This is a genomic window from Pseudomonas flexibilis, assembly GCF_000806415.1.
Classification (GTDB): Bacteria; Pseudomonadota; Gammaproteobacteria; order Pseudomonadales; family Pseudomonadaceae; genus Serpens; species Serpens flexibilis.
The window spans coordinates 357,656-382,133 of the sequence record NZ_JTAK01000001.1 but is presented as its reverse complement, the minus strand read 5'-3'; the positions used below and the strand labels follow the sequence as shown (position 1 = coordinate 382,133).

General features: G+C 66.3%; 26 protein-coding genes. 5 read left to right on the top strand and 21 right to left on the bottom strand.

The features are described 5' to 3' along the window. Positions 1-73 precede the first annotated feature (73 nt). The 6 genes from acpP to PT85_RS01870 all read right to left on the bottom strand — a co-directional run bounded on the left by acpP (position 74) and on the right by PT85_RS01870 (position 4,039). The gene (acpP, locus tag PT85_RS01895; protein ID WP_003283670.1) at positions 74-310 is read right to left on the bottom strand and encodes an acyl carrier protein; all 237 of its coding nucleotides are present in this window, start codon (positions 308-310) and stop codon (positions 74-76) included. A 187-nt stretch (positions 311-497) separates the two neighbouring features. Next, a complete protein-coding gene (fabG, locus tag PT85_RS01890) occupies positions 498-1,238 on the bottom strand; it encodes a 3-oxoacyl-ACP reductase FabG (RefSeq protein WP_039605771.1) in 741 nt (246 codons plus the stop codon). A 17-nt stretch (positions 1,239-1,255) separates the two neighbouring features. Then, positions 1,256-2,194: an ACP S-malonyltransferase gene (gene fabD, locus PT85_RS01885; protein WP_039605770.1), complete on the bottom strand. Its 939-nt coding sequence runs from the start codon at positions 2,192-2,194 to the stop codon at positions 1,256-1,258. 110 nt (positions 2,195-2,304) lie between these two features. Continuing rightward, complete coding sequence (plsX, locus tag PT85_RS01880; protein WP_074467548.1) at positions 2,305-3,315, bottom strand: phosphate acyltransferase PlsX; 1,011 nt, start codon at positions 3,313-3,315, stop codon at positions 2,305-2,307. 3 nt (positions 3,316-3,318) lie between these two features. Next, complete coding sequence (gene rpmF / locus PT85_RS01875; protein ID WP_027591282.1) at positions 3,319-3,501, bottom strand: 50S ribosomal protein L32; 183 nt, start codon at positions 3,499-3,501, stop codon at positions 3,319-3,321. Positions 3,502-3,514: 13 nt separating this feature from the next. Beyond that, complete coding sequence (locus PT85_RS01870; protein WP_039605769.1) at positions 3,515-4,039, bottom strand: YceD family protein; 525 nt, start codon at positions 4,037-4,039, stop codon at positions 3,515-3,517. A gap of 114 nt (positions 4,040-4,153) precedes the next feature. On the opposite strand from PT85_RS01870, the gene PT85_RS01865 reads away from it, so the two are divergent. Next, complete coding sequence (locus PT85_RS01865; protein WP_039605768.1) at positions 4,154-4,732, top strand: Maf family protein; 579 nt, start codon at positions 4,154-4,156, stop codon at positions 4,730-4,732. Between the two features lie 13 nt (positions 4,733-4,745). Here PT85_RS01865 and PT85_RS01860 read toward each other — a convergent pair whose 3' ends face one another. The 3 genes from PT85_RS01860 to rluC are packed head-to-tail and all read right to left on the bottom strand — an operon-like array spanning position 4,746 to position 7,346. Continuing rightward, positions 4,746-5,720, bottom strand: coding sequence for a S49 family peptidase (locus PT85_RS01860; RefSeq protein ID WP_039605767.1), 975 nt, complete (start codon positions 5,718-5,720; stop codon positions 4,746-4,748). Beyond that, complete coding sequence (locus tag PT85_RS01855; protein WP_039562873.1) at positions 5,720-6,400, bottom strand: HAD-IA family hydrolase; 681 nt, start codon at positions 6,398-6,400, stop codon at positions 5,720-5,722. The genes PT85_RS01860 and PT85_RS01855 overlap by 1 nt, the downstream gene beginning before the upstream one ends. Further along, positions 6,393-7,346, bottom strand: a complete 954-nt coding sequence (rluC, locus tag PT85_RS01850; protein ID WP_027591277.1) for a 23S rRNA pseudouridine(955/2504/2580) synthase RluC — start codon at positions 7,344-7,346, stop codon at positions 6,393-6,395. The genes PT85_RS01855 and rluC overlap by 8 nt, the downstream gene beginning before the upstream one ends. A 549-nt stretch (positions 7,347-7,895) precedes the next feature. Here rluC and rne point away from each other — a divergent pair. Then, positions 7,896-10,778, top strand: a complete 2,883-nt coding sequence (gene rne / locus PT85_RS01845; RefSeq protein ID WP_082013017.1) for a ribonuclease E — start codon at positions 7,896-7,898, stop codon at positions 10,776-10,778. Positions 10,779-10,955: 177 nt separating this feature from the next. Here rne and murB read toward each other — a convergent pair whose 3' ends face one another. The 11 genes from murB to PT85_RS01790 all read right to left on the bottom strand — a co-directional run bounded on the left by murB (position 10,956) and on the right by PT85_RS01790 (position 21,017). Next, positions 10,956-11,975 (bottom strand): UDP-N-acetylmuramate dehydrogenase, encoded by a 1,020-nt coding sequence (murB, locus tag PT85_RS01840; RefSeq protein WP_039605765.1) that lies wholly within the window; start codon positions 11,973-11,975, stop codon positions 10,956-10,958. Further along, a complete protein-coding gene (locus tag PT85_RS01835) occupies positions 11,972-12,436 on the bottom strand; it encodes a low molecular weight protein-tyrosine-phosphatase (protein WP_027589339.1) in 465 nt (154 codons plus the stop codon). Before PT85_RS01835 ends, murB begins: the two co-directional genes overlap by 4 nt. Positions 12,437-12,438: 2 nt before the next feature. Further along, positions 12,439-13,203, bottom strand: coding sequence for a 3-deoxy-manno-octulosonate cytidylyltransferase (gene kdsB, locus PT85_RS01830; protein WP_039605764.1), 765 nt, complete (start codon positions 13,201-13,203; stop codon positions 12,439-12,441). Continuing rightward, the gene (locus tag PT85_RS01825; protein WP_027589337.1) at positions 13,200-13,391 is read right to left on the bottom strand and encodes a Trm112 family protein; all 192 of its coding nucleotides are present in this window, start codon (positions 13,389-13,391) and stop codon (positions 13,200-13,202) included. The genes kdsB and PT85_RS01825 overlap by 4 nt, the downstream gene beginning before the upstream one ends. A 10-nt stretch (positions 13,392-13,401) precedes the next feature. After that, complete coding sequence (gene lpxK / locus PT85_RS01820) at positions 13,402-14,421, bottom strand: tetraacyldisaccharide 4'-kinase (protein WP_039605763.1); 1,020 nt, start codon at positions 14,419-14,421, stop codon at positions 13,402-13,404. Then, a complete protein-coding gene (locus tag PT85_RS01815; protein WP_027589335.1) occupies positions 14,421-14,849 on the bottom strand; it encodes an ExbD/TolR family protein in 429 nt (142 codons plus the stop codon). The genes lpxK and PT85_RS01815 overlap by 1 nt, the downstream gene beginning before the upstream one ends. Then, a complete protein-coding gene (locus tag PT85_RS01810) occupies positions 14,846-15,496 on the bottom strand; it encodes a MotA/TolQ/ExbB proton channel family protein (protein WP_027589334.1) in 651 nt (216 codons plus the stop codon). The genes PT85_RS01815 and PT85_RS01810 overlap by 4 nt, the downstream gene beginning before the upstream one ends. 70 nt (positions 15,497-15,566) lie before the next feature. Then, complete coding sequence (locus PT85_RS01805) at positions 15,567-17,789, bottom strand: DNA internalization-related competence protein ComEC/Rec2 (protein WP_039605762.1); 2,223 nt, start codon at positions 17,787-17,789, stop codon at positions 15,567-15,569. Positions 17,790-17,843: 54 nt separating this feature from the next. Continuing rightward, the gene (locus PT85_RS01800) at positions 17,844-19,088 is read right to left on the bottom strand and encodes a lipoprotein-releasing ABC transporter permease subunit (protein ID WP_039605761.1); all 1,245 of its coding nucleotides are present in this window, start codon (positions 19,086-19,088) and stop codon (positions 17,844-17,846) included. 5 nt (positions 19,089-19,093) lie between these two features. Next, positions 19,094-19,777, bottom strand: a complete 684-nt coding sequence (gene lolD, locus PT85_RS01795) for a lipoprotein-releasing ABC transporter ATP-binding protein LolD (protein WP_027589331.1) — start codon at positions 19,775-19,777, stop codon at positions 19,094-19,096. Continuing rightward, positions 19,770-21,017 (bottom strand): lipoprotein-releasing ABC transporter permease subunit, encoded by a 1,248-nt coding sequence (locus PT85_RS01790; RefSeq protein WP_039562069.1) that lies wholly within the window; start codon positions 21,015-21,017, stop codon positions 19,770-19,772. The genes lolD and PT85_RS01790 overlap by 8 nt, the downstream gene beginning before the upstream one ends. A 143-nt stretch (positions 21,018-21,160) precedes the next feature. On the opposite strand from PT85_RS01790, the gene PT85_RS01785 reads away from it, so the two are divergent. Genes PT85_RS01785 through PT85_RS01775 form a run of 3 tightly spaced genes read left to right on the top strand, consistent with a single transcriptional unit; the run spans position 21,161 to position 22,776 of the window. Further along, entirely contained in the window at positions 21,161-21,730 is a 570-nt protein-coding gene (locus tag PT85_RS01785; RefSeq protein WP_027589329.1) for a PilZ domain-containing protein, read from the top strand. 10 nt (positions 21,731-21,740) lie between these two features. Continuing rightward, the gene (locus PT85_RS01780) at positions 21,741-22,034 is read left to right on the top strand and encodes a hypothetical protein (RefSeq protein ID WP_039605760.1); all 294 of its coding nucleotides are present in this window, start codon (positions 21,741-21,743) and stop codon (positions 22,032-22,034) included. A gap of 19 nt (positions 22,035-22,053) precedes the next feature. After that, positions 22,054-22,776 carry a glycerophosphodiester phosphodiesterase gene (locus PT85_RS01775; RefSeq protein ID WP_039605759.1) on the top strand — a complete coding sequence of 241 codons (723 nt, stop codon included), beginning with the start codon at positions 22,054-22,056 and terminating at the stop codon, positions 22,774-22,776. A 239-nt stretch (positions 22,777-23,015) separates the two neighbouring features. Here the strand turns inward: PT85_RS01775 and sthA are convergent, their stop codons facing one another. Further along, the gene (sthA, locus tag PT85_RS01770; protein ID WP_027589326.1) at positions 23,016-24,410 is read right to left on the bottom strand and encodes a Si-specific NAD(P)(+) transhydrogenase; all 1,395 of its coding nucleotides are present in this window, start codon (positions 24,408-24,410) and stop codon (positions 23,016-23,018) included. Between the last annotated feature and the right edge of the window lie 68 nt (positions 24,411-24,478).

Sequence of the window (24,478 nt, the reverse complement as noted above, 5' to 3'; positions counted from 1 at the left end):
CTTCCCGCCACAAGAAAAAGCCGCACGCCCGTGAGGTTGTGCGGCTTCTCTCGCCTCGAAAGCGTTCGATTACTTACTGCGCGTGGGCATTGATGTAATCGATGGCTTCCTGGACGGTGGTGATCTTCTCAGCTTGCTCGTCCGGGATTTCGGTCTCGAATTCCTCTTCGAGAGCCATCACCAGCTCGACGGTGTCAAGAGAGTCGGCGCCCAGATCTTCGACGAAGGAAGCGCTGTTGGTGACTTCCTCTTCTTTGACGCCAAGTTGCTCAGCAACGATCTTCTTGACGCGTTCTTCGATGGTGCTCATACCTTGTTTTCACTCCTATGGACAAATCCAGGCAGCTGGACTGCGGGTAAGTGTATAGAAAGGGTTTTTCACATTTCAAGCCGGGAGATCCCGACCTGATCGACTGTAATTCCGTGCCCCGACCATTCAACATGAATTCGGACAGCCCTTCTGACAACGGCCTGTCGGTCGGGGTCACATTTTGGCATCACATATACATGCCGCCATTGACCGGAATCGTTGCTCCGGTCACGTAGGCCGCACCGTCGGAAGCCAGGAAGCTGACCACCTTGGCAATTTCCTCGGCCTGCCCCAGGCGAGCCAGGGGAATCTGGGTCAGCAGGGCCTCGCGCTGCGCCTCGGGCAGTTCGCGGGTCATGTCGGTGTCGATGAAACCCGGGGCCACGGTGTTCACAGTGATATTGCGCGAACCGACTTCACGGGCCAGCGCACGACTGAAACCTTCCACGCCGGCCTTGGCGGCCGCGTAGTTGCTCTGCCCGGCGTTGCCCATGGCACCCACCACCGAGCCGACGTTGATGATACGACCCCAGCGGGCCTTGGTCATGCCGCGCAGCACCGCCTTGGACAGACGGTAAAGACTGTTCAGGTTGGTGTTGATGACGTCGAACCACTCGTCATCCTTCATGCGCAGCATCAGGTTGTCGCGAGTGATGCCGGCGTTGTTTACCAGGATCGCCAGCTGGCCGTATTGTTCCTGGATCTGCGCCAGAGCGGCAGTCACGGACTCATCGCTGCTCACGTCGAGCACCAGACCACCGCCCTGAATGCCATTGCTCTTCAGGGTTTCGGCGATGCGCTCGGCGCCGGCGGCGGAGGTGGCGGTACCGACCACCACAGCGCCCTGACGGCCCAGCTCGAGGGCGATGGCCTGACCGATGCCGCGGCTGGCGCCGGTGACCAGGGCAACCTTACCTTGCAAACTCATTGAAACGTTCTCCTTGATCAAGCCAGGGCGGCGCGGGTCGCCGCAAAGGCTTCGGGGGTATCCAGGCTGTAGGTGTCCACGCCCTTCACGCAACGCTTGTTGAGGCCGGAGAGTACCTTGCCAGGCCCGCACTCGACCAGCGCAGTGACGCCGCAGGCTCCCAGACGCTGCATCGACTCGACCCAGCGCACCGGGCTGTACAGCTGAGCCAACAGGTCGCGCTTGAGGGTATCCAGATCATTGACCACGTCGGCGCTGACGTTCTGCACCAGGGGGATCTGCGGCGCCTGCCAGTCGAGGGCGGCCACGGCTTCGGCAAAACGCTCGGCCGCCGGACGCATCAGGTCGCAATGGGACGGCACACTGACCGGCAGCGGCATGGCGCGCTTGGCGCCCTTGGCCTTGCACACCTCGACGGCACGGGCCACGGCAGCGGCGCCACCGGCGATGACCACCTGGCCGGGGGCATTGAAGTTCACCGCACTGACCACTTCGCCCTGGGTCGCTTCGGCGCAGGCGGCACGCACGTCATCATCCTCCAGACCGAGAATAGCGGCCATACCGCCCTGCCCGGCCGGCACGGCCTGCTGCATCAGCTGGCCACGCAGCTCCACCAGCTTGACGGCAGCGGCGAACGGCAGGCTGCCGGCAGCGACCAGCGCCGAGTACTCGCCCAGGCTGTGGCCGGCGACATAGGCCGGACGCGCGCCGTTCTCGGTCAGCCACAGGCGCCACAGCGCCATGGAGGCCGTGAGAATCGCCGGCTGGGTCTTGTCGGTCTGGTTCAGCTGCTCTTCGGGGCCGTTCTGGGTCAGCGCCCAGAGGTCATAGCCCAGCGCCTCGGAAGCCTCGGCGAAGGTATCGAGCACCAGACGCTGCTGCGCGCCGATCTCGCCCAGCATGCCGAGCGATTGCGAACCCTGACCGGGGAAGACGAATGCGGAGGTTACGGACATGGAAAAAATCCTTGATGTCTTCGTCGAAACCATTGCGCTCGACTGTGGAGCGCAACGAATTGAGCATTGGATGACAGCCCGTGAAGGCCAGTCACATCATGCGCGATAACCTATAACAGCAGGTCTTCGAGACGCCCATGCAGGCGCTGCGGGAGATTTTCGCGGATTTCCGCCGAAGCGCGACGAATGGCGCTCTGGAAGCCTTCCTCCGCCGCGCCGCCGTGACTCTTGATCACGATGCCCTGCAGGCCGAGAAAGCTGGCTCCATTGTGGGCCGCCGGCCGCAATTCCTGACGCAGGGAGCGCAGAAGCGGCAATGCCAGCAGGCCGACCAGGCGCGCCGGCAGGCTGCGTTCGAACAGCCCGCGAATGCGCTCGGCCACCATTTCCGCCAGCCCCTCGCTGGACTTGAGCAGGATGTTGCCGACGAAACCGTCGCACACCACCACATCCGCCTCGCCGCGATACAGTCCGTCGCCTTCGATGTAGCCAATAAAATTGATCGCCCGCGCCTCGCGCAGCAGGCTGGCCGCCAGCTTGACCTGCTGATTGCCCTTGATGTCCTCGGCGCCCACGTTGAGCAGCGCCACGCGCGGCCGGCGCACCCCCAGCGCCTCGGCCGCCACCGAACCCATGACCGCGAACTGATAGAGGTGCTCGGCACCGCAGTCCACATTGGCCCCCAGATCCAGCAGGTAGCAGCTGCCGGTACGGGTCGGCAGTGCCGCCATCATGGCCGGCCGGTCGACACCCGGCAGGGTCTTGAGCACATAGCGGGACAGCGCCATCAGCGCACCGGTATTGCCGGCACTTACGCAGGCGCGCGCGCGACCGTCACGGACCATTTCCAGCGCCACGCGCATGGACGCATCGGGCTTGCCACGCAGCGCCTGGGACGGGCGCTCCTGCATGCCGATGACTTGCGAGGCGTGAACGATGTGCAGCCGGGAACGATCCACGCCAGAATGGCGGGAGAGGATCTTTTCGAGAAGAGGTGCCTGACCGACGAGCGCCAGTCTAAGGAGGGGATTTTCTGCCAGACAGGCCAGACTGGCAGGAACAACGCAGTGGGGACCGAAGTCCCCACCCATTGCATCGATGGCGATGATCGAAGCGGACAAGGATTACTCGGCGGAGTCCTTGTCGATCACCTTGCGACCACGGTAGAAGCCTTCCGGCGACACGTGGTGGCGCAGGTGGACTTCACCGGTGCTCTTTTCGACGGACAGAGCGTTGGGCTCCAGGGCGTCGTGGGAGCGGCGCATGTCGCGTGCCGAACGGGATTTTTTGTTCTGCTGAACAGCCATAACTGATTAACTCCTAAACGTTTGGGTCGCGCTTTAACTGCGCCAGTACGCTGAACGGGTTGGGCCGCGAAACTTCGTCCTCGCTCGGCTGAGGATCATCTTGACCCGCCGGTTGCTGACAGACGCTGGAATCGTGGACCGGAACGATCGGCAAGGCCAGCAACAGCTCATCCTCGACCAGTGTCAGCAAATCCAGAGGGTCCTCCCCCACCTCCAGCGCATCGTAACCTTTCGGCACGACCTGTTTGCTACCCTCCGGGATCACGGCGTAATGGTACTCGCCATGGATCGGCAGGGTGGCAACGTCCAGGCAGCGCTGGCATACCATCTTGGCCTCGACACTGAACTCGCCATGAATGACAACCGCGCGGCGCTCGTCCCGCTCGAAGCTCAGCTTCGCGCGTACCGTACCGGCGTGGTCGACCATCTGCTCGGCCAGCCGCGGCAGGGAGGCCAAGGGAATTTCGCCCTCGAGCACTGCGCCGCGGTCAGCCAGCTTGCGTGGATCAACGTGAGGTGGAATCGGCCCATTCAACATAGGCGCGAGATTCTAGGGAGCTAACTCCCCCCTGTCAAAGGAAATTCCTGCCTGGGCGCCGGGCTGACACAGGCTTAGAATCCGCACCCGGAATACCTATAAAAGGAAGCGCGCATGCCACCCATTCTGCTGGCCTCCGGCTCGATCTATCGACGCGAACTTCTGGCTCGCCTGCGCCTGCCTTTCGACTACGCGGCAGCCAACATCGACGAATCGCCCCTGCCCGGGGAGAACGGCCTTGCCCTGGCCAGCCGCCTGGCGCAGCAGAAGGCGCACGCCCTGGCCGACCAGTACCCGGAGCACCTGATCATCGGCTCCGATCAGGTGGCCGTGCTGGACGACCAACTGATCGGCAAGCCCGGCACTTTCGAACGCGCCCGGGATCAATTACGCGCCGCCAGCGGGCGCAGCGTCAGCTTCCTCACCGGACTGTGCCTGCACAACGCGCGCAGCGGCCGCAGCCAGGTGGCCTGCGTACCCTTCACCGTGCATTTCCGCGAGCTGGACGACGCCCGCATCGAGCGCTATCTGCGCACCGAGCAGCCCTACGACTGCGCCGGCAGCTTCAAGTGCGAGGCACTGGGCATCAGCCTGTTTCGCCGCACGGAAGGGGACGACATCACCAGCCTGGTCGGCCTGCCGCTGATTCGACTGGTGGACATGCTGGAGGCGGAGGGTATTCAGGTACCCTGACCGCCTCACCCACTCAACGCAGGCTCGGGCCTTGCAGGCCCAGCCAGGGCGAAAGGTGCGCCGCCACACCAGCACCCAGCTTCTTGGCAAAACGATCTAGGGGCGTGTCCTTGCGGGTGAAGTCGACGATACGTTCCTCGCCGATCACCTCGCGCGCCACCTGGCTACTGCTGGCCAGTCCGTCAACCAGCCCCAGCTCCAACGCCTGTTCGCCGGACCAGACCAGCCCCGAGAATAGCTCCGGATGCTCGGCATCCTTCAGGCGAGCACCCCGCCCCTTGCGGACACTGTCGATGAATTGGCGATGCGTCGTCTGCAGCACCGACTCCCAGAACTCAGCTTCATCAGCCCGCGGCGGCGAGAAGGGATCCAGGAAGGCCTTGTGCTCCCCCGCCGTATAGAGGCGGCGGTCGATACCCAGCTTTTCCATGGCACCCACGAAACCGAAACCAGCCGCCGTCACACCGATCGAGCCCACCAGACTGGCCTTGTCGGCATAAATGGCATCCGCCGCACTGGCAATGTAATAAGCGCCAGAGGCCCCCAGGTCGGTGATCACGGCATACACGCGGGTCTGCGGATATTCGGTCCGTAGCCGGCGAATCTCGTCATAGATGTAGCCTGACTGTACCGGACTGCCCCCCGGACTGTTGATGCGCAAGACGACGCCGCGCGTACCGGCATCCTTGAAAGCAGCACGCAGACTGCCGACGATGTTGTCGGCACTGGCATTCTCCTCATCGGCGATCATGCCGCGCACTTCAATCAGCGCAGTATGGTTACCCCCCGAGGCAACGCCTCGCTCACCCTTCCAGGGCGCAAACAGCACCAGGGCGCCAAACAGGTAGGCAAAGGTGAGCAACTTGAAGAAGATGCCCCAGCGCCGGGCACGGCGCTGTTCCTGCACACCCGCCAGCACAGCCTTTTCCAGTAGCCTCCAGCTCTTGTCCTCGCCCTTGTCTTCGGGCGCCTTCCACTCGTCAGCCATTACACACCCTCAAGTGAGTGCCGATGCACCACCGGCATCAGCCAGTCGCGCAGCTCGGCGAATTCCATGATTTCCAGGCGCGGCGCAAAAGGCCGCAGGCGCTCCAGCGGCTGCGCACCATAGCCGACCGCCACCGCATCCATTCCCGCATTGCGCGCCATCTGCAGATCGAAGGTTGCATCGCCGATCATCAGCGCACGCCCGGCACTGACTCCGCAATGATCCAGGATCTCGTGCAGCATGCGCGGATCAGGCTTGCTGGCGGTTTCATCGGCACAACGGGTGACTTCGAAGTAATCCAGCCAGCCATGCCCCGCGAGGGCGCGCTGCAGGCCGCGACGGCTCTTGCCGGTGGCCACCGCCAGGCGATAACCGGCGTCGCGCAGCGTCTCCAGACCCTCGACGACCCCGGGAAACAGCGGCGGCGGCGCACCATCCAGCGTCAGGTAATGATCGGCGTAGGCCAGGCGGAAATGCTCGGCCAACCCGGAGTCCAGCTCAGGGTAGAGTGCCGCGATAGCCTCGGGCAGGCCCAGACCGATGATGCCGCGAATCTGCGCCTCATCCGGCGGCTGCAGGTCAAACCGATCGGCGGCCGCCAGTACCGACTCGATGATGCGCGACACCGAGTCGGCCAGCGTGCCATCCCAGTCGAAAACCAACAGTTGGTAATCAGGCACCCAGCCGCTCCAGGGTCTGAGCCCACATCTCATCCACCGGCGCCTCCAGAGTCAGCGCGGCGCCATCGGGCAGCGTGACCGTCAGGGCATGGGCATGCAGGAACAGGCGCTTGCCGCCCAGCTCGCGAATCTCCCGAGTGAATTCCTCATCGCCGTACTTGGCGTCGCCAGCGATCGCATGGCCGGCGTGGCGGGCATGCACGCGGATCTGGTGGGTCCGTCCGGTGATCGGGCTGGCCTCGACCAGGGTGGCGAACTCGCCGAAGCGCCGAACCACCCGAAACTCGGTGAGCGCATCCTTGCCCTCGTCATTGACCTCGACCATGCGCTCGCCCGAACGCAGGTTGTTTTTCAGCAAGGGCGCACTGACCTTCTTCTTGGAGGTCGGCCAGCTGCCGCGCACCAGCGCCAGGTAGCGCTTGTCGACGCCGTCGCCGCGCAGCGCCTCGTGCAGATGGCGCAGCATGCTGCGCTTCTTGGCGATCATCAGCAGCCCCGAGGTATCCCGATCCAGCCGGTGCACCAGCTCGAGATCCTTGGCATCCGGACGCAACTGGCGGAACGCTTCGATGACACCATAGGACAGGCCGCTGCCACCATGGACGGCAATGCCGGTCGGCTTGTTGATCACCAGCAGGGCCTTGTCCTCATAAACGATGGACGCTTCCAGCCGCTCCAACAGCCCCTGCGCCAACGGCGCCGGCTCGTCGCGCTCGGCCAGGCGCAGCGGCGGAACGCGCACCACATCGCCGGCCTGCAGCTTGTATTCGGGCTTGATTCGCCCTTTGTTCACGCGCACCTCGCCCTTGCGCAGGATGCGATAGATCAGCGTCTTGGGGACGCCTTTCAATTGCGTACGCAGGAAGTTGTCGATGCGCTGGCCGGCCAGTTCCGGCGCGACTTCCAGCATCTGTACGCCGGAGGTCGGGGAGGGAGTCGTATTCATGGGGCGAGATGATAACAATTTTGATGCAATTGAAGCACTTATTAAGAGCTGCTATAGTCGCGAACGCCGCCAAAAGCGGCCGAGTCACGAGCGATGCAAGAAAGCCGCTCCACTCAGGCAACCACATTCGGGACGTCAGGCCGTCCACCGGGCATGCGCAGAGGGATGCGCGCCCAGGAACCCAAGCCTCGAAACCCCATGACGCGCGGCCAGAATGACTGGGCGCGATAATGACAACCCGCTACGGAATGAGTAAGCGGCACCCGATTTTCAAGGATCGTGTAGGGTGGAGATGCACAACCTCCGGACTGTGTAGCATCAGGCTTTTACAGACGCTTCCCGTCCACATCCGCAGGTTGATTCCTCCTCCTGATTCAGTGCTTCTGCATGCCAGTTGTAGCAGGAGACGTTCGTCGCGAGCCCGGTCCGTTTGATCGGCACTCGCTTGACAATGCAGCGGCCGCGCCGCTGTTGGACGCACCCGACACCGACCGTGAGAGTCGTGTGTGCCGCTTGCCGTTTCCGAAGCCCGGAAACCAACGGTACTACATGAAAAGAATGCTGATTAACGCGACCCAACCCGAAGAGTTGCGCGTCGCACTAGTCGATGGCCAGCGCCTGTTCGACCTGGACATCGAGTCCGGGGCTCGTGAACAGAAGAAGGCCAACATCTACAAGGGCCGCATCACCCGCGTCGAGCCCAGCCTGGAAGCCGCCTTCGTCGACTTCGGCGCCGAGCGCCACGGCTTCCTGCCCCTCAAGGAAATCTCCCGCGAGTACTTCTCCAAGGCGCCGGAAGGCGGCCGCGTCAACATCAAGGAAGTCCTGCGCGAAGGCCAGGAAGTCATCGTTCAGGTTGAAAAGGAAGAGCGCGGCAACAAAGGTGCGGCACTGACTACCTTCATCAGCCTGGCCGGTCGTTACCTGGTACTGATGCCCAACAACCCGCGCGCCGGCGGCATCTCCCGCCGCATCGAGGGTGAGGAACGCAACGAGCTGCGCGAAGCGCTGAACGGCCTGGACGCTCCGGCCGACATGGGCCTGATCGTGCGCACCGCCGGTCTGGGCCGCTCCAGCGAAGAGCTGCAGTGGGACCTGGACTACCTGATCCAGTTGTGGACCGCCATCAAGGACGCCTCCCAGGATCGCCCTGCCCCGTTCCTGATCTACCAGGAATCCAACGTCATCATCCGCGCCATCCGCGACTACCTGCGCCAGGACATCGGCGAAGTGCTGATCGACAGCGTGGAAGCCCAGGAAGAAGCCCTGGCCTTCATCCAGCAGGTGATGCCGCAGTACGCCAGCAAGATCAAGCTGTACCAGGACAGCGTGCCGCTGTTCAACCGCTTCCAGATCGAGAGCCAGATCGAGACCGCCTTCCAGCGCGAAGTGAAGCTGCCTTCCGGCGGCTCCATCGTCATCGACCCGACCGAAGCACTGGTGTCCATCGACATCAACTCGGCGCGCGCCACCAAGGGCGGCGACATCGAGGAAACCGCACTGCAGACCAACCTGGAAGCGGCCGAGGAAATCGCCCGCCAGCTGCGTCTGCGCGACATCGGCGGCCTGATCGTCATCGACTTCATCGACATGACTCCGGCGAAGAACCAGCGCGCCGTGGAAGACAAGGTTCGTGAAGCCCTGGAAGCCGACCGCGCCCGCGTGCAGATCGGTCGCATCTCGCGCTTCGGGCTGCTGGAAATGTCGCGTCAGCGCCTGCGCCCGTCCCTGGGGGAAACCAGTGGCATCGTCTGCCCGCGTTGCAACGGCCAGGGCATCATCCGCGACGTGGAATCCCTGTCGCTGGCCATCCTGCGCCTGATCGAGGAAGAAGCCCTCAAGGACCGCACCGCCGAAGTGCGTGCCCGCGTGCCCTTCCAGGTCGCTGCCTTCCTGCTCAACGAGAAGCGCAACGCCATCACCAAGATCGAGCTGCGCACCCGCACCCGCATCTACATCCTGCCGGACGCCCACCTGGACACGCCGCACTTCGAAGTGCAGCGCCTGCGCGACGACAGCCCCGAGCTGATCGCCGGCCACTCCAGCTACGAAATGGCTCCGAGCGAAAACGAGGAAGTCCAGCCGGTCAGCGCCACCCGCACCCTGGTTCGCCAGGAAGCCGCCGTGAAGACCGTCACCCACGAGCGTCCGGCCCCCGCCCCGACAGCCGCGCCCGCCGCCCCGGTGGCGCCAGCTGCACCCAGCGCCCCGGCACCCAGCCTGTTCAAGGGCCTGGTGAAATCCCTGGTCGGTCTGTTCGCTGGCAAGGAAGAAGCCGCCAAGCCGGCCGAGAAAACCAGTCGCGAACCCGCGGCGCGCGGCAGCGAGGAACGCCGCAACGGTCGTCAGCAGAACCGTCGCCGCGACGGTCGTCGTGACGAGGAGCGCAAGCCCCGTGGCGAGCGGGAAGAGCGCCAGCCGCGTGAGGCCCGTGAAGCACGCGAAGGCCAGGAGAGCCGCCGCCAGCAGCCGCGCGCCGAGCGCCAGCCCCGCGAAGCCCGCGAGGAGCGCCAGCCCCGTGAAGAACGGCAGCCGCGCGAGGAGCGTCAGGCACGCGAACCTCGCGAGACGCAAGCCCAGCAGGCTCCAGAGGTCCGCCGCGAGCGTACTGAGCGCCCGCCGCGCGAAGAACGCCCACAACGCGAAGAACGCAAGCCGCGTCCGGAGCCGGTCGAGACCGTCGAGGAAGAGCTGCTGAATGGCGAAGAGGGCCTGGAACTCGAGCAGGAAGGCGGCGAACACGAGCGTCCGCGCCGCCGCTCACGTGGCCAGCGTCGTCGCAGCAACCGCCGTGAACGCCAGCAGGAAGCCGGCCTGCTGCCGAGTGAAGGCAGTGAGGAAGCTCAGTCCGAACCCAGCGAGGGCAGCGTAGTGGCCGCCAGCGCCGTGGCTGCCAGCCTGGCCAGCGAGGCGGTGGAAGCCATCAGCAAAGCGCCGGTCGCCCAGCCGGAGACCGCACCGCAGGTCGACGCCCAGGCCACTGCTGAGCCGGCAGAGCAACCGGCCGCCGAGCAGCCGACGCCTCTGGTCGAGGTTGCCGCAGCTGCGGCGCCGGTCGAACCGCAGGTCAGCGCTCCGGTCGAGCAGCAGCCCGTCACGGTTGTCGAGGCTCCGGCCCCGGCGGTCGCACCCACGCCGGCTCCGGCGCCGGTACAACCGTCCAGCGGCCGCGCCTCCAACGACCCGCGTGAAGTTCGCCGTCGCCAGCAGGAAGCCGAACGCCTGGCACGTGAAGCCGAGGCAGCCCGCGCCGCGCACGCCAATGCCGAGGCCGCTCCGGTAGAGCAACCGCAGCAGGAAGAGGCCAAGAACCTGGAAGCCCAGGCGCAGGAAGCCGAAGGCAAGGACGAGACCGCCGTTCAGGTCGAGGCCGACAGCCAAGCCGAGCAGCCGGCTCGTGATGAAGAACAGCAGACCAAGCTGCCCTCGTAATCACACCCGCTGAAACGAAAAAGGGGATGCCGATCGGCATCCCCTTTTTTGTTCCCTAACCTCCACGCTTTGCAGGAGCGGCTCAGTCGCGATGCTTTTCTTGCAGGCCCACCAGAAGCTCGCGACTGAAGTCGCTCCTACACAGCGTCCCCGGTCTCTTGCTCCCGCAGACAAGCATCACCAGACGTTGGGCTCGATCTCCAGCTCGACACCGAAGCGCGCGGCAATGTCCGCCTGGATGCGCCGCGCCAAGGCCAGCAGCTCGGCGCCAGTCGCCCGGCCATGATTGACCAGCACCAGCGCTTGCTTGTCGTGCACGCCGGCATCGCCATCCCGATAGCCCTTCCAACCGGCCTGCTCGATCAGCCAGCCGGCGGCCAGCTTCACCCTACCCTCACCGGCCGGATACGCCACCAGCCCGGGGTACTGCACGCGCAAGCGAGCCGCGTGGTCGGCCGGTACCAGGGGATTCTTGAAGAAGCTGCCGGCATTGCCCAGCACCGCCGGATCGGGCAGTTTCTCGCTGCGGATCGCACAGACCGCGCGACTGACATCCCGTGCCGTGGGCGCCTCGCAGCCCTGCGCAGCCAACTGCTGACGCAACGGACCATAGTCCAGTCGCAGCTCGGCGTGCCGGCTCAGGCGAAAACGCACACGCAGGATCAGCCAACGCCCGGCCTGGCGCTTGAACAGGCTGTCGCGATAGCCGAAGGCGCAGTCCGCCAGCGAGAAATCGCGCAGCTCGCCGCTCTGGCGCTCCAGCGCGGTCAGGCCGGCAAACACATCCTTGATCTCAACCCCGTAGGCACCGATGTTCTGCATCGGCGCGGCGCCCACGGTGCCGGGGATCAGACTGAGGTTCTCCAGGCCGCCCAGCCCCTGCTCCAGCGTCCAAAGCACGAAGGGGTGCCAGGGCTCGCCCGCTTCGGCCTCGACGACCACGGTTTCGCCGTCGTCGCTGAGTACCCGCTTGCCCATCAGCGCCATGCGCAGCACCAGGGCATCCTGATCGCCGGTCAGCAGCAGGTTGCTGCCGCCGCCGATCGGACGCAGCGCCCAGCCGTTGCGCGCGGCCAGCGCCAGCGCTTCGCGCACCTCGGCTTCGTCACGCGCCTCGGCGAAGTGTGCGGCGCGCGCCGCCACACCGAAGCTGTTGTAGGACTGGAGGGACGGGTTTGCGGTGATGGTCAGGCTCACAGGCGCCCCTTGATTTCGGCCAGCAAGGCATCGCTGGCCGCTTCGATCAGGTCCAGCACCTGCTCGAAGCCGTCGGCGCCGCCGTAGTAGGGATCCGGCACCACGCCCCGGCCCAGGCCGTAGCGGCGCAGCAGCAGATCCAGCTCGGCGCGTGCATGGTCAGGCTGGATATCCTTGAGGCGCAGCAGGTTGTCATGATCCATGGCCAGGATCAGGTCGAAGCGCTGGAAGTCCTCGGCGGCCACCTGGCGAGCGCGCAACGGGCTCAGATCATAGCCGCGCTGCAGGGCAGCCCGGCAGGTGCGCGGGTCAGGCCCCTTGCCCACATGCCAGTCGCCAGTGCCCGCGGAGTCGATGTGCACGCGATCTTCCAGCCCCGCGGCACGCACCCGCTGACGAAACACGCCTTCGGCGGTCGGCGAGCGGCAGATGTTGCCCAGGCAGACGAACAGGATGTTCATCCTCAGGCTCCCAGCAGGCGGCGTACGCGCTCCAGATCTTCGGGGGTGTCCACACCGGTTGGCGGCGCTTCAAGGGCGTCGGCGACGTGGATACGCACGCCGTGCCAGAGGGCACGCAGCTGCTCCAGGGACTCGGTCTTCTCCAGCCAGCAGGCGCCCCAGGCGACGAAGTCGTGGAGGAAGCCCGCGCGGTAGGCATAGATACCGATGTGGCGGCGGTAGGGCACGCCCTCGGGCAACTGCTCGCGGCTGCTGGCGAAGGCGTCCCGGGCCCAGGGCAACGGTGCGCGGGAGAAGGTCAGCGCCAGGCCGCTCACATCGCTGACCACCTTGACCACGTTCGGATTGAACAGCGCCTGCACGTCATGGATCGGCTCGGCCAGGGTGGCGATGCCAGCCTGCGGGTTGGCCGCCAGGTTGGCGGCCACCTGGTCGATGATCGCCGGGGGAATCAGCGGCTCGTCGCCCTGCACGTTGACCACGATGGCTTCGGCCGCCAGGCCCAGCTGACTGGCAACTTCGGCGAGCCGGTCGGTACCGGAGTCATGGTCGGCGCGGGTCAGCAACACGTCCGCACCGAAGGCGCGGCAGGCCTCGACGATGCGCGCATCGTCGGTGGCCACCACCACGCGGGCGGCGGAGGATTTGCAGGCCTGTTCCCAGACATGCTGGATCATCGGCTTGCCGGCAATGTCCTGCAACGGCTTGCCGGGCAAGCGGGTGGAGGCGTAACGGGCGGGAATGACGACGGTGAAGGCCTGGCTCATTTACGGGTGTCCAGGCGCTCGTCGACGGTCAGGGTGCGGGCTTCGCTTTCCAGCATCACCGGGATGCCGTCGCGGATCGGGTAGGCCAGGCCGGCGCCCTTGCTGATCAGCTCGGTCTTGTCCTCGCTGAGCTGCAACGGGCCCTTGCATACCGGGCAGGCCAGGATATCGAGCAGTTTCGGGTCCATCGGGAAATCCTCACGAACAGGGAAGGCGCTCCGGCAGCAGACGCGCCAGCTGGGCGTCGAACCAGGCGACGAAGACCGGCGACGGCACGGCGTCGACCGCCAGGTACCACCAGTCGTCGGCGGCGAAGTCACGGCATTTGACCGCATCCTTCTCGGTCATCACCAACGGCAGCGGCGGGCTGAAGGTCAGCTGCTCGGCGTCGTACTGGGCATGATCGGCGAAGGGATGGGCAATCGGGCGCCAGTGTAGCGCTTCGAGAGTGGCGAAGAAACGCTGCGGATTGCCGATGCCGGCCACCGCGTGCAGGCTCTGGTCCGGGGGAAAATAGCTCAGCGGCCGGCGCGCGCCGTCGTTCACCCGCACCAGCTCGCTCGGTTGCAAGTGAAAGGCATAGCCCTCGGCGCGGTCGTGAGTCGCACCGTTGAACAGCACGGCGTCCACGCTTTGCAGGCGCTCCTCGGGCTCGCGCAGCGGGCCGGCGGGCAGGCAGCGGCGATTGCCCAGGCCACGCGCGGCGTCGATCAGCACCAGCTCCAGATCCCGCGCCAGGCGGTAATGCTGCAGACCGTCGTCGCAGAGAATGAGATCGACCGGCTCGCTGTCCAGCAGCGCACGCACCGCCCTGCCCCGATCGGGGTCGATGAACAGCGGCACTCCGGTACGGCGCACGATCAGCGCCGGCTCATCGCCGGTGATCGCGGCGTCCTGATCGGGCAGCACCCGCCAGGGCAAACTTGGCGGCTTGGCGCCGTAGCCGCGACTGACCACGCCAACGCGCAGCCCGCGCGCCCGGCAATGCTGGATCAGCCAGAGGATCAGTGGCGTCTTGCCGGTGCCGCCGACGGTGATGTTGCCCACCACGATGACCGGCACCGGCGCGCGATAGATCTCGCCGTGGCCCGCCACGAACGCGGCGCGCTTGCGGCGCACCACGCGGCGATAGAGGGATTCGAGGGGGCGCAACAGGCCCAGCACCGGATGATTGCGCTCCTGGTACCAGGCCTTCAGCAAGCGATCGGAAAGACTCATCAGGGCGTCGCCTGGGCCTCAACCGTAGCGATGCGCAGGCGCGAGAAGCCCAGCTTGCCCGCCGCATCCATGGCAATCACCACGGCCTGATGGGGCGACTTGCCGTCGGCACTGATGGTCAATGGCAGGCTGGTGTCACCTTCGGACTCCCGCTGCAGGGAGGTCATCAGGCTGCTCAGGTCACTCTTGACCAGAGCCTTGCCGTTCACCGAGAAGCTGCCGTCCGCGCCGACCAGCACTTCCAGCGGTCGCAGCTCGGTTTCCTGCATCGGCGCACCACTGACTGCCTCGGGCAGGTCCACCTTCAGGCGGGTTTCCCGGGTGAAGGTGGTGGTGACCACAAAGAACAGCAACAGGATGAAGACCACATCGATCAGGGGGGCCAGACCGATCTCCACGGTGTCCCGCTGTCTGCGCCGGAATTTCACGCCTTGCTGCCCTCGCGCTTGTTGCTCTCGGCCAGGTCGACGCTGCGCTCACCGTGCACCACATCCACCAGCTTGATGGCTTCCTGTTCCATGCCGACCACCAGCTCATCGACGCGCCGCTGCAGGTAACGGTGGAAGAACAGGGCCGGGATGCCGACCATCAGGCCTGCGGCGGTGGTGATCAGCGCCTTGGCGATGCCGCCGGCGAGCAGCGGCGCATTGGCCATGCCCGAGCCCATGAAGGCGCTGAAGATGTCGATCATCGCCAGCACGGTACCCAGCAGGCCGAGCAGCGGCGCGATGCCGGCAATGGTGCCCAGGGCGTTTAGGTAGCGCTCAAGATCATGAATGACCCGGGAGGCGGCTTCCTGGATGCACTCCTTCATGATGTCGCGGCCATGCCGGGAGTTGGCCAGGCCGGCGGCGAGAATCTCACCCAGCGGCGAGTTGGCGCGCAGTTCCTTGAGGCGCTCGTGGTTGAGCTTCTTGTCCTTGATCCAGCGCCAGACCAGACCCAGCAGGTGTGGCGGCGTGACCCGCGACGGGCGCAGGGTCCAGAAGCGTTCGACGATGATGGCTGCGGCCGTGACAGAACAGAGAATGATCGGCAGCATGATCCAGCCGCCGGCTTTAACCAATTCCCACACTGTGGCAATCCTCCGGAAAAGTGCGCGCCACTCTACCACAGGGTGATTCGTCAGCCGACCGCCCGGCTTCTCAGTTTTTTCGCCAGAAACGACGCTCGGAACGCCAGCCTTGAGCGCTTGCGCGGGTACCCAGCCGAATGCTCAGGGCACCATCCGTCACATTGTCATGGATGTGCACGCCCTGTCGGGCGTAGCGGGCCAGCACCCGCGGGTGGGGATGGCCGAAGGCATTGTGTGCGCCGCGCGAGAACAACACGGCCGTCGGCGCCACCGCGGCGATAAAGGCCGGCGTCGAGGAGAAGCGGCTGCCGTGGTGCGGCGCCAGCAGCCAGTCGGCCCGCAGGTCGAGGCCGCTGCCCAGCAGCACCGCCTCGGCGCGCGCATCAATGTCGCCGGTGAGCAGCGCCCGCTCGCCGCCGGCCTCGACCCACAGCACACAGGAGGCGTCGTTGCCGCCGCGTGCCTGCGCCCAGCGCCAGACCTGGAACGCCACGCCATCCCACTCCCAGCGCGCGCCGGCGGGGCAGGCCTGGGCATCCAAGCCGGCCAGGCGCTGGGGTTCGCCGCTCCACAGCGTGGCGCCCGGCATGCGGCGCAGCACTGCCGCCGCCCCGCCGGCGTGGTCGTTGTCGCCATGGCTGATCAGCAGCGTGTCCAGACGCTGGATGCCCAGCGCCCGCAGCGCCGGCAGCACCACGCGCTCGCCCAGGTCGAAATCGCCGAAGCGCCCGGCGGCGTCGTAGAGCAGCGCATGCTCGCGGGTGCGGACCAGCACCGCCAGGCCCTGCCCCACATCCAGTTGCCAGACCTCCGCCTGCCCCTCCGGCAACGACGGACGCGGGGGAAACAGCAACAGCAGCGCCAGCGGCAGACCGAGCAGGCGCAGCGGCACGCCCGCCGGCAGCAGCACCAGCACGACTCCCAGCGCACCGAGCGCCCAGGCCCAGGCCGGCAGGTGCCCGCCCAGCCAGGCCGGCAACAGCGCCGCCAGCCATTCCAGCAGGCGGAACAGCAGCTCCAGCGCCCCGCCCGCCAGCCACCAGAGGCCCTCGGCCAGCGGCGCCATCGGCAGCAGCAGTGTGGCCAGCAGCGCCAGGGGCACCACCAGGAAACCGACCCAGGGCACAGCCAGCAGGTTGGCCAGCGGACCACTGACACTCACCGGCAAGGCCAACGCCAGCAGCACCGGCAGCAGCCCCAGCGCGGCGGCCCACTGGGCGCGCCCCAGGCTGCGCCACCAGGGCCAGCCACCCAGTCGTCCGGAAAACACCAGCAGCAGCACGCCCACCGCCGCAAAGGACAGCCAGAAGCCGGCCTGCAGGCTGGCCAGCGGCTCGATCAGCAGCACCAGCAGCAACGCGGCCAGCAAGGGCGTCCAGATGCCCAGCTGGCGATAGCGCAGCCGCCAGAGCAGCACCAGGGCGAGCATCGCGCAGGCGCGCTGCACCGGCACGTCGAAGCCGGCCAGCCAGCCGTAGCCGAGCGATGCCGCCAGGGCCAGCGCGCAGGCCCAGGGCAGCCAGGGCAGGAACCCGGGCCAGACTCCCAGGCGCGCCAGACCGGCCACCCCGCCGTAGACCAGCAGAGCGATCAGGCCGATGTGCTGGCCGGAGATCACCATCAGGTGCACGGTGCCGGTATCCTGCAGCACCCGCCACTCGGCGCTCGACAGCCCCGAACCGTCGCCCAGCACCAGCGCCACCAGGCCGCCTTCGCGGCCGAACGCCGGCATGGCCAGCAGCCGCTGACGCAGGCCGTCGCGCCAGGTGTGCACACCCTCGGCTTCCGCCAACCGTTCCCCACTCTTCACCGTGCCGGTGGCGCCGATACGCTGGGCGAGCAGCCAGGCCTCGTAATCGAAGCCACCGGGGTTCAGCATGCCGTGGGGCCGCTTGAGATGCACCGCCAGGCGCCAGCGCTCGCCACTGTGCAGCGCCGGCCCCTGCGGCCAGCTCAGGCGCAGCCGGGCGGGCAGTTCGGCGCGTCGCGCGCTCGGCTCTTCCAGCACGAAGCGCACCACGCCGTCACGTTGTTCCGGCAGGCCGACCACCTCGCCCTCCAGCCAAAGGATGCGACCGTCCAGCTCAGGACTCAGCCGGTCATCCAGCGCCAACTGCGCCGAGGCGCAGGCCCAGGCCAGGCCAAGGGCGAACAGCCCCAGTGGGTAGCTGCGAAACGGGAGCAGCAGTACGCCGACCGCGGCCATCAGCAGCAGCCAGGGCGTTCCGGGCAAGTCAGGAAGAAAGCGCAGGGCCAGCAGGCCCGCGCCCAGCGCCAGCATCCCTGTGCGCATCGGGTTCTCCGCCGGGGGCGTCCGTGCCTCCGGTTGGTGGCTGGGGGTGAAGCGTTACTCGTAACGGAGCGCTTCGGCCGGCTGGGTGCGCGCCGCACGCCAGGCCGGATACAGGGTAGCCAGGAAACTCAGGACCAGCGCCGCCGTGCAGATCAGCGCCACATCCAGCCATTGCAGGTCGGAGGGCAGGTAGCTGACGAAATAGATGTCGGAACTGAGGATCTGCTGGCCGCTCAAGCGCTCCAGCCAGCCGACCAGCTGGCTGACATTCAGCGCCGTCAGCACACCGAGCACGCCGCCCAGCGCGGTGCCCACCAGGCCGATCAGCGTTCCCTGCACCATGAAGGTAGCCATGATCTGCCCGGGCGTGGCGCCCAGGGTGCGCAGGATGGCGATGTCGGTGCGCTTGTCGGCCACCACCATGATCAGCGTGGCGATGATATTGAAGGCGGCCACCGCGATGATCAGCAGCAGCAGCAGGCCAATCATGGTCTTTTCCATCTGCATGGCGGCGAACAGGCTGCCCTGGGTGCGCGTCCAGTCGCCGATCCGGTACCCGTCGCCGAGCCGCGCGGCCAATTCGGCCGCGATACGCGGCGCTTCGTACAGGTCGGTGACCGCCAGACGCAGCGCCGGCACCTGACCGGGCTCCAGGCGCAGCATCTGCGCGGCATCGGCGATGTGCACCAGAGCCAGCGAGCCATCCAGCTCGGCACCGACCTTGAAGATACCGGCCACGGTCAGGCGCTGCATGCGCGGCGTGACACCGGCGGCCGAATCGCTGGCCTCGGGCACGATCAGGGTCAGCTTGTCGCCGATGCCGAGGGCGAAGCGCCGGGCGATCAGCTCGCCGATCACCACGCCGTAGTCATCCGCCCGCAGGTCGCTCAACGCGCCGCGCAGCATGTGTCGGCCGACGATCGACACGTCATCCTCGCGGGACGGATCGATGCCGTTGACCTGCACCGGCAGCATGCCGCCCTTGTAGGCGAGCATGCCTTCCAGCTCGGCCAACGGCACCGCGCCGGTGACTTGCGGGTGCTCCTGCACACGGGCGGCCACCGCCTGCCAGTCGTCCATCGGTTCGGCGGCAGTGAGCGTGGCGTGCGGCACGGTGCCGAGGATGCGCCCGCTCATTTCCTTCTGGAAGCCGTTCATCACCGACAGCACCACGATCATGGCCAGCACGCCGAGGGTCAGGCCCAACATCGAGGTCAGCGAGATGAAGGAGATGTAGTGGTTGCGCCGCTTGGCCCGCGTGTAGCGGGCGCCGACGAACAGGGCCAGGGGTCTGAACATGCGCCCTACTCCGCCACCAGGCGGCCTTCGGCCAGCCGCAGAACGCGGTCCATCTGCCGCGCCAGCTCGGGGTCGTGAGTCACCACCAGGAAGGCGGTGTGCAGCGACTGGCTGAGTTCCAGCATCAGCTCCTGGATGCCCTGCGCGGTATGCCGGTCCAGGTTGCCGGTGGGTTCGTCGAGCAACACCAGCGCCGGGCGGTTGACCAGCGCACGGGCGATGGCCACGCGCTGACGCTCGCCGCCGGACAGCTCGGATGGCTTGTGCTCCAGGCGATGACCGAGGCCGACCCGCGCCAGCAGCTCGCTGGCCTGCCGGCGCGCTTCGGGAATCGGCGTCTTGCCGATCAACAGCGGCATGCAGACGTTCTCCAGGGCGGTGAATTCCGGCAGCAGGTGATGAAACTGGTAGACGAAGCCCAGCGCCCGGTTGCGCAGCAGACCGCGGGCCTTCTCGCCGAGGGCCGAGAGTTCCTCGCCAGCCAGCCAGACGCTGCCCTTGCTCGGGGTATCGAGCCCGCCCAGCAGGTTGAGCAGCGTGCTCTTGCCCGAGCCGGAACTGCCGACGATGGCCACGCGCTCGCCGGGCAGCAGCTCCAGCTGCACATCGCTGAGCACTTCCACCGGCTGCGGGCCTTCCTCGTAGCTCTTGCCCAGGTTGCGACAGCTCAGCACCGCCTTGTCACTCATAACGCAAAGCCTCCGCAGGCTGGGTGCGCGCCGCACGCCAGGCCGGATAAAGGGTGGCGAGAAAGCTCAGCAGCAGGGCCGAGCCGCAGACCATCAGCACATCGTCCAGCAGCAGCTGGGACGGCAGGTAGTCGATGAAGTACACCTCGGCGCTGAGGAATTTGTGGCCGAGCAGGCGCTCCAGCGCGGCAATGCCGTCGCTGATGTTCAGCGCCGCGAAGATACCCAGCAGCGCGCCGAGCAACGTGCCGACCACGCCGATCACCGTGCCCTGCACCATGAAGATGCCCATGATGCGCGCCGGCGAGGCGCCCAGGGTGCGCAGGATGGCGATGTCGGATTTCTTGTCGGTGACCACCATCACCAGGGTGGAAATGATGTTGAACGCGGCGACCGCGACGATCAGCAACAGCAGCAGGCCGATGATGGCCTTCTCCATGCGGATCGCCTGATAGAGGTTGCCGTGGGTCCGGGTCCAGTCGCGGGCGAAGAAGTCCTCGCCCAGGCTGCCGGCCAGCAGCCAGGACAGGCCGGGCGCCTGGAACAGGTCGGCGAACTTCAGGCGCAGGCCCTGCACCTGATCCGGCCGCCAGCGCTTGAGGCGCGCGGCGTCCTCGATATGGGCGAGGGCCAGGAAGCCGTCGATTTCCCCGGCGCCGACATGGAAGATGCCGGCCACGGTGAAGCGCTTCATGCGCGGGAACATGCCGGCCGGGGTCACCGCCACCTCGGGCGCGACGAAGGTGACCTTGTCACCGATCTTCACGCCGAGCTTCTCGGCGGCGCGGTCGCCGATCAGCAGACCGAACTCGCCCGGCTGCAGTGACGCCAGGCCGCCTTCGACAAAGAACTGGTCGACAATCGACACCTGGGACTCACGCTGCGGGTCGACGGCGTTGATCAGCACTTTCTGCACCTGGCCCGCATTCGTCAGCAGCCCCTGCATCTGCGTGTAGGGGGCCACCGCCAGCACCTCGGGGTGCTGCTGCAGGCGCTCGGCCAGCGCCGGCCAGCCACTCAGCGCCTGGCCGGTTTCCAGGCTGGCGTGCGGCACCATCCCCAGCACCCGCTCGCGCATCTCGCGGTCAAAGCCGTTCATGACCGACAGCACCAGAATCATCACCATCACGCCCAGGGCCAGGCCCAGCATGGAGGTGAGGGAAATGAAGGAAACGAAACGACTGCGGCGCCGGGCACGGGTATAGCGGGTGCCGATGAAAACTGGAAGCGGTCTGAACATGAAGGAGGAAACGTCCGTTCGGCCATGAAAACCGCCTCTTGCGGGGCGGGCGAAACATCCCGGCACAGGTGCGTCTGGCCATCTGGCCGTTGGACGCCGGGCGTCTTACACTCTGGCGACCCCAAGTTTGCCATCGGATCGCCATGCCCATGCAAGACGCAGATCGCCGCGAATACTACCGCATCGAAGACCAGGTCGCAGTGCAAATCGTTCCGCTGGCGGACGACGGCGACACCGCCCTGCCGGAGGATGCACAGCTGTTCAATCTGCTCGGCGAACTCAGCCTGCTGGACTTCGAGGCCCAGCATCTGCTGCGCCAGATGGGCGAGCGCGACCGCCTGACCGGCAGCCTGCTGCGGGTAATGAACCGGCGTATCGACCTGATCGGCCAGGCCATGACGCACGGCCTGCAGGCACAGTTCGGCGTACCGCAGACCGTCACCCTGAGTGAAGGCGGCATCAGCTTCCAGCATGCCGAGGCGCTGGAGCGCGATGCGCTGGTCGGCCTGCGCCTGCTGTTGATGCCCCATGGCCTGGGCCTGCTGCTACGGGCACGGGTCGCGCACTGTCAGCCGCTGTCCGAAGGCAGTTACCACATCGGCGCGGAGTTCGAAGCGTTGACCGACGCACAACGCCAGCTGCTGGCCCGGCATATCCTGCAGAAGCAGGCCCAGGCCCGTCGCCAGGCCCGCGAACTCTCCGATCAGCCATGAGAATCCGCGCATGACCCGCCTCGTTTTTCTGCTTGCCCTGCTGCTGCCCTTTTCCGTTTCGGCCGACACCCTGCGCGTGCCGGTGGGCCAGCAGGGGGATCCCGGCCTGCACCTCCCTCGGCAGGGTGAAAGCCAGCAGGCAGTCGAAGCCCGCTTCGGTCAACCTGAAACCCGCCATCCGGCCGTTGGCCAACCACCCATCGGCCGCTGGGACTACCCCGGCTTTTCCGTGTATTTCGAAAGCGGCAAGGTGATCGACAGCGTTCGCCACCCGCGACCCACCCCCCCTGCGCAGGGCCAGTGACCCTGCCACTGGAGATTGCATGACCCTGATCTACGGCCACCGCGGCGCCAAGGGCGAAGCCCCGGAAAATACTCTGGTCAGCTTCCGCAAATGCCTGGAGCACGGCGTCACCCGCTGCGAGCTGGACCTGCACCTGTCGCGTGACGGCGAGCTGATGGTGATCCACGACCCGACCCTCAAGCGCACCACGGGGCGGCGGGGCAAGGTGGCCGAGCACAGTGCCGAGGAGCTGCGCAGCTACGATGCGCGCCTGGGCGGCCCGGGCTGGCCACAGCCGACGCCGATTCCCACCCTGGCCGAACTGTTCGAGCAGTGCCCGTTCGAGCACTGGCAACTGGAGGTCAAGAGCGCCTCGCGCGAGCGCGCCAGCCGCACCGTCAAGGCAATTCATGCGCTGACCGAACGGTACGGGCTGGCCGACAAGGTCACGGTGACCTCCAGCTCCCGCGTGGTATTGCGCGCCCTGCGCCACTGGGCGCCTGAGCTGTCGCGCGGCCTGGTGGCCGAATATGCCTGGCTGGACCCGCTCAAGGTGGCGAAGCAGTACGATTGCGACCTGCTGGCCCTGAACTGGACGCTGTGCACCCCGGAACGCCTGCTCAAGGCGCAGCAGCAAGGGCTGCATGTGTCGGTATGGACGGTCAATGAGCCGGCGCTGATGCGCCGTCTCGCCGACTTCGGGGCGGACAGTGTGATCACCGACTTCCCGGGGCTGGCGGTGGAAACGCTGGGGCTCGCGTAGCAGGTAGGGCGGACAACGTTTGTCTGTCCGCCAAGACCGGCACTCCCGAAGCGACGTGCTTTCCGCTCGGCGAACAGGTGGAGCGCTGTCCGCCCTACGAGGCAGACATCCCCCAAAACAAAGGCCCGCACAAGGCGGGCCTTTGGGCCTGATTCAGAAGCTCTCCCGGTTTGGCCATTGCCAGAGCCGGGGGTCCTGCAGGGGTTCCCCGCCCGGCTCAGGCAACCGGACGGAGCCCGTCAAAAAAGCCGGTTCAGGCCGTCGAACGCCGCCACCCGGTAGGCCTCGGCCATGGTCGGGTAGTTGAAGGTGGTGTTGACGAAGTACTTGATGGTATTCGCCTCGCCCTTCTGGTTCATGATCGCCTGGCCGATGTGCACGATCTCCGAAGCCTGATAGCCGAAGCAGTGCACGCCGAGCACTTCCAGCGTTTCGCGGTGGAAGAGGATCTTCAGCATGCCGACCGGCTCGTAGGAGATCTGCGCACGGGCCATGCCCTTGAAGAACGCCTTGCCGACCTCGTAGGGAACCTTGGCCTGCGTCAGCTCGCGCTCGGTCTTGCCGATGGAGCTGATCTCCGGAATCGTGTAGATGCCGGTCGGCACGTCGTCGACGAAGCGCCAGCTGTCGTTTTCCATGATGCTGCCGGCGGCCGAGCGACCCTGGTCATAGGCCGCGCTGGCCAGCGACGGCCAGCCGATCACGTCGCCGGCGGCATAGATGTTCGGCACCTGGGTGCGGTAGTGCTCGTCCACCTGGATCTGGCCACGGCTGTTGGGCTTGATGCCGATGTTCTCCAGGCCCAGCTTGTCGGTGTTGCCGGTACGGCCGTTGCACCACAGGAAGGCGTCGGCCTTGATCTTCTTGCCGGACTTCAGGTGCAGGATCACCGCATTCTCGGTGCCCTCCACCCGCTCGTACTCCTCGTTGTGGCGAATGATCACGTTGTTGGTGCGCAGGTGGTAGCTCAGCGCATCGGAGATCTCGTCATCCAGGAAGTTGAGCAACTGGTCACGGGTGTCGACCAGGTCGACGAGCACGCCCAGACCACTGAAGATCGACGCATATTCGGTGCCGATCACGCCGGCGCCATAGATGATGATCCGGCGCGGGGTGTGGGTCAGCTTGAGAATGGTGTCGCTGTCGTAGATGCGCGGATGGTTGAAGTCGACATCCGCCGGACGGTAGGGACGCGAGCCGGTGGCGACGATGATCTGCTTGGCCACCAATCGCTCGACCGCGCCGTTCAGGCAGACCACCTCGATGCAGTGCTCATCGGCGAAACTGGCCGTGCCGAAGAAGGTGGAGATGCGGTTGCGCGCGTAGTAGCTGGTACGCGAGGTGACCTGCTTGCCGATCACCTTCTCGGCGCTCTTCAGCACATCCTGGAAGGAGAACCAGCGCGGCTCGCCAATCTGGCGGAACAGCGGGTTGGTGTTGTATTGCATGATCTGGCGCACCGAATGACGCAGCGCCTTGGAGGGAATGGTGCCCAGATGGGTGCAGTTGCCGCCCACCAGCGGACGCTCGTCCACCACCGCGATCTTGCGCCCCGAACGCACCGCGTTCATTGCCGCGCCTTCACCCGCCGGACCCGTGCCCAGCACCACTACGTCGAAGTTGTAGACCGCCATGTGTACTCCTCAAAACGCGCCGGGGCGGCACGCGGTCGCCCACGGCAATTGCCCTGCGCCGCGCGCCG

Coding starts and splice junctions, on each gene's coding strand:
- sthA (WP_027589326.1), bottom strand. CDS start 24,410: ATGGCGGTCTACAACTTCGACGTAGTGGTGCTGGGCACGGGTCCGGCG.
- PT85_RS01790 (WP_039562069.1), bottom strand. CDS start 21,017: ATGTTCAGACCGCTTCCAGTTTTCATCGGCACCCGCTATACCCGTGCC.
- lpxK (WP_039605763.1), bottom strand. CDS start 14,421: ATGAGTCTTTCCGATCGCTTGCTGAAGGCCTGGTACCAGGAGCGCAAT.
- rpmF (WP_027591282.1), bottom strand. CDS start 3,501: ATGGCTGTTCAGCAGAACAAAAAATCCCGTTCGGCACGCGACATGCGC.
- kdsB (WP_039605764.1), bottom strand. CDS start 13,203: ATGAGCCAGGCCTTCACCGTCGTCATTCCCGCCCGTTACGCCTCCACC.
- PT85_RS01835 (WP_027589339.1), bottom strand. CDS start 12,436: ATGAACATCCTGTTCGTCTGCCTGGGCAACATCTGCCGCTCGCCGACC.
- PT85_RS01805 (WP_039605762.1), bottom strand. CDS start 17,789: ATGCGCACAGGGATGCTGGCGCTGGGCGCGGGCCTGCTGGCCCTGCGC.
- PT85_RS01865 (WP_039605768.1), top strand. CDS start 4,154: ATGCCACCCATTCTGCTGGCCTCCGGCTCGATCTATCGACGCGAACTT.
- lolD (WP_027589331.1), bottom strand. CDS start 19,777: ATGAGTGACAAGGCGGTGCTGAGCTGTCGCAACCTGGGCAAGAGCTAC.
- PT85_RS01780 (WP_039605760.1), top strand. CDS start 21,741: ATGACCCGCCTCGTTTTTCTGCTTGCCCTGCTGCTGCCCTTTTCCGTT.
- PT85_RS01800 (WP_039605761.1), bottom strand. CDS start 19,088: ATGTTCAGACCCCTGGCCCTGTTCGTCGGCGCCCGCTACACGCGGGCC.
- acpP (WP_003283670.1), bottom strand. CDS start 310: ATGAGCACCATCGAAGAACGCGTCAAGAAGATCGTTGCTGAGCAACTT.
- rluC (WP_027591277.1), bottom strand. CDS start 7,346: ATGAATACGACTCCCTCCCCGACCTCCGGCGTACAGATGCTGGAAGTC.
- fabG (WP_039605771.1), bottom strand. CDS start 1,238: ATGAGTTTGCAAGGTAAGGTTGCCCTGGTCACCGGCGCCAGCCGCGGC.
- fabD (WP_039605770.1), bottom strand. CDS start 2,194: ATGTCCGTAACCTCCGCATTCGTCTTCCCCGGTCAGGGTTCGCAATCG.
- PT85_RS01825 (WP_027589337.1), bottom strand. CDS start 13,391: ATGGACCCGAAACTGCTCGATATCCTGGCCTGCCCGGTATGCAAGGGC.
- PT85_RS01870 (WP_039605769.1), bottom strand. CDS start 4,039: ATGTTGAATGGGCCGATTCCACCTCACGTTGATCCACGCAAGCTGGCT.
- PT85_RS01860 (WP_039605767.1), bottom strand. CDS start 5,720: ATGGCTGACGAGTGGAAGGCGCCCGAAGACAAGGGCGAGGACAAGAGC.
- rne (WP_082013017.1), top strand. CDS start 7,896: ATGAAAAGAATGCTGATTAACGCGACCCAACCCGAAGAGTTGCGCGTC.
- PT85_RS01785 (WP_027589329.1), top strand. CDS start 21,161: ATGCCCATGCAAGACGCAGATCGCCGCGAATACTACCGCATCGAAGAC.
- PT85_RS01775 (WP_039605759.1), top strand. CDS start 22,054: ATGACCCTGATCTACGGCCACCGCGGCGCCAAGGGCGAAGCCCCGGAA.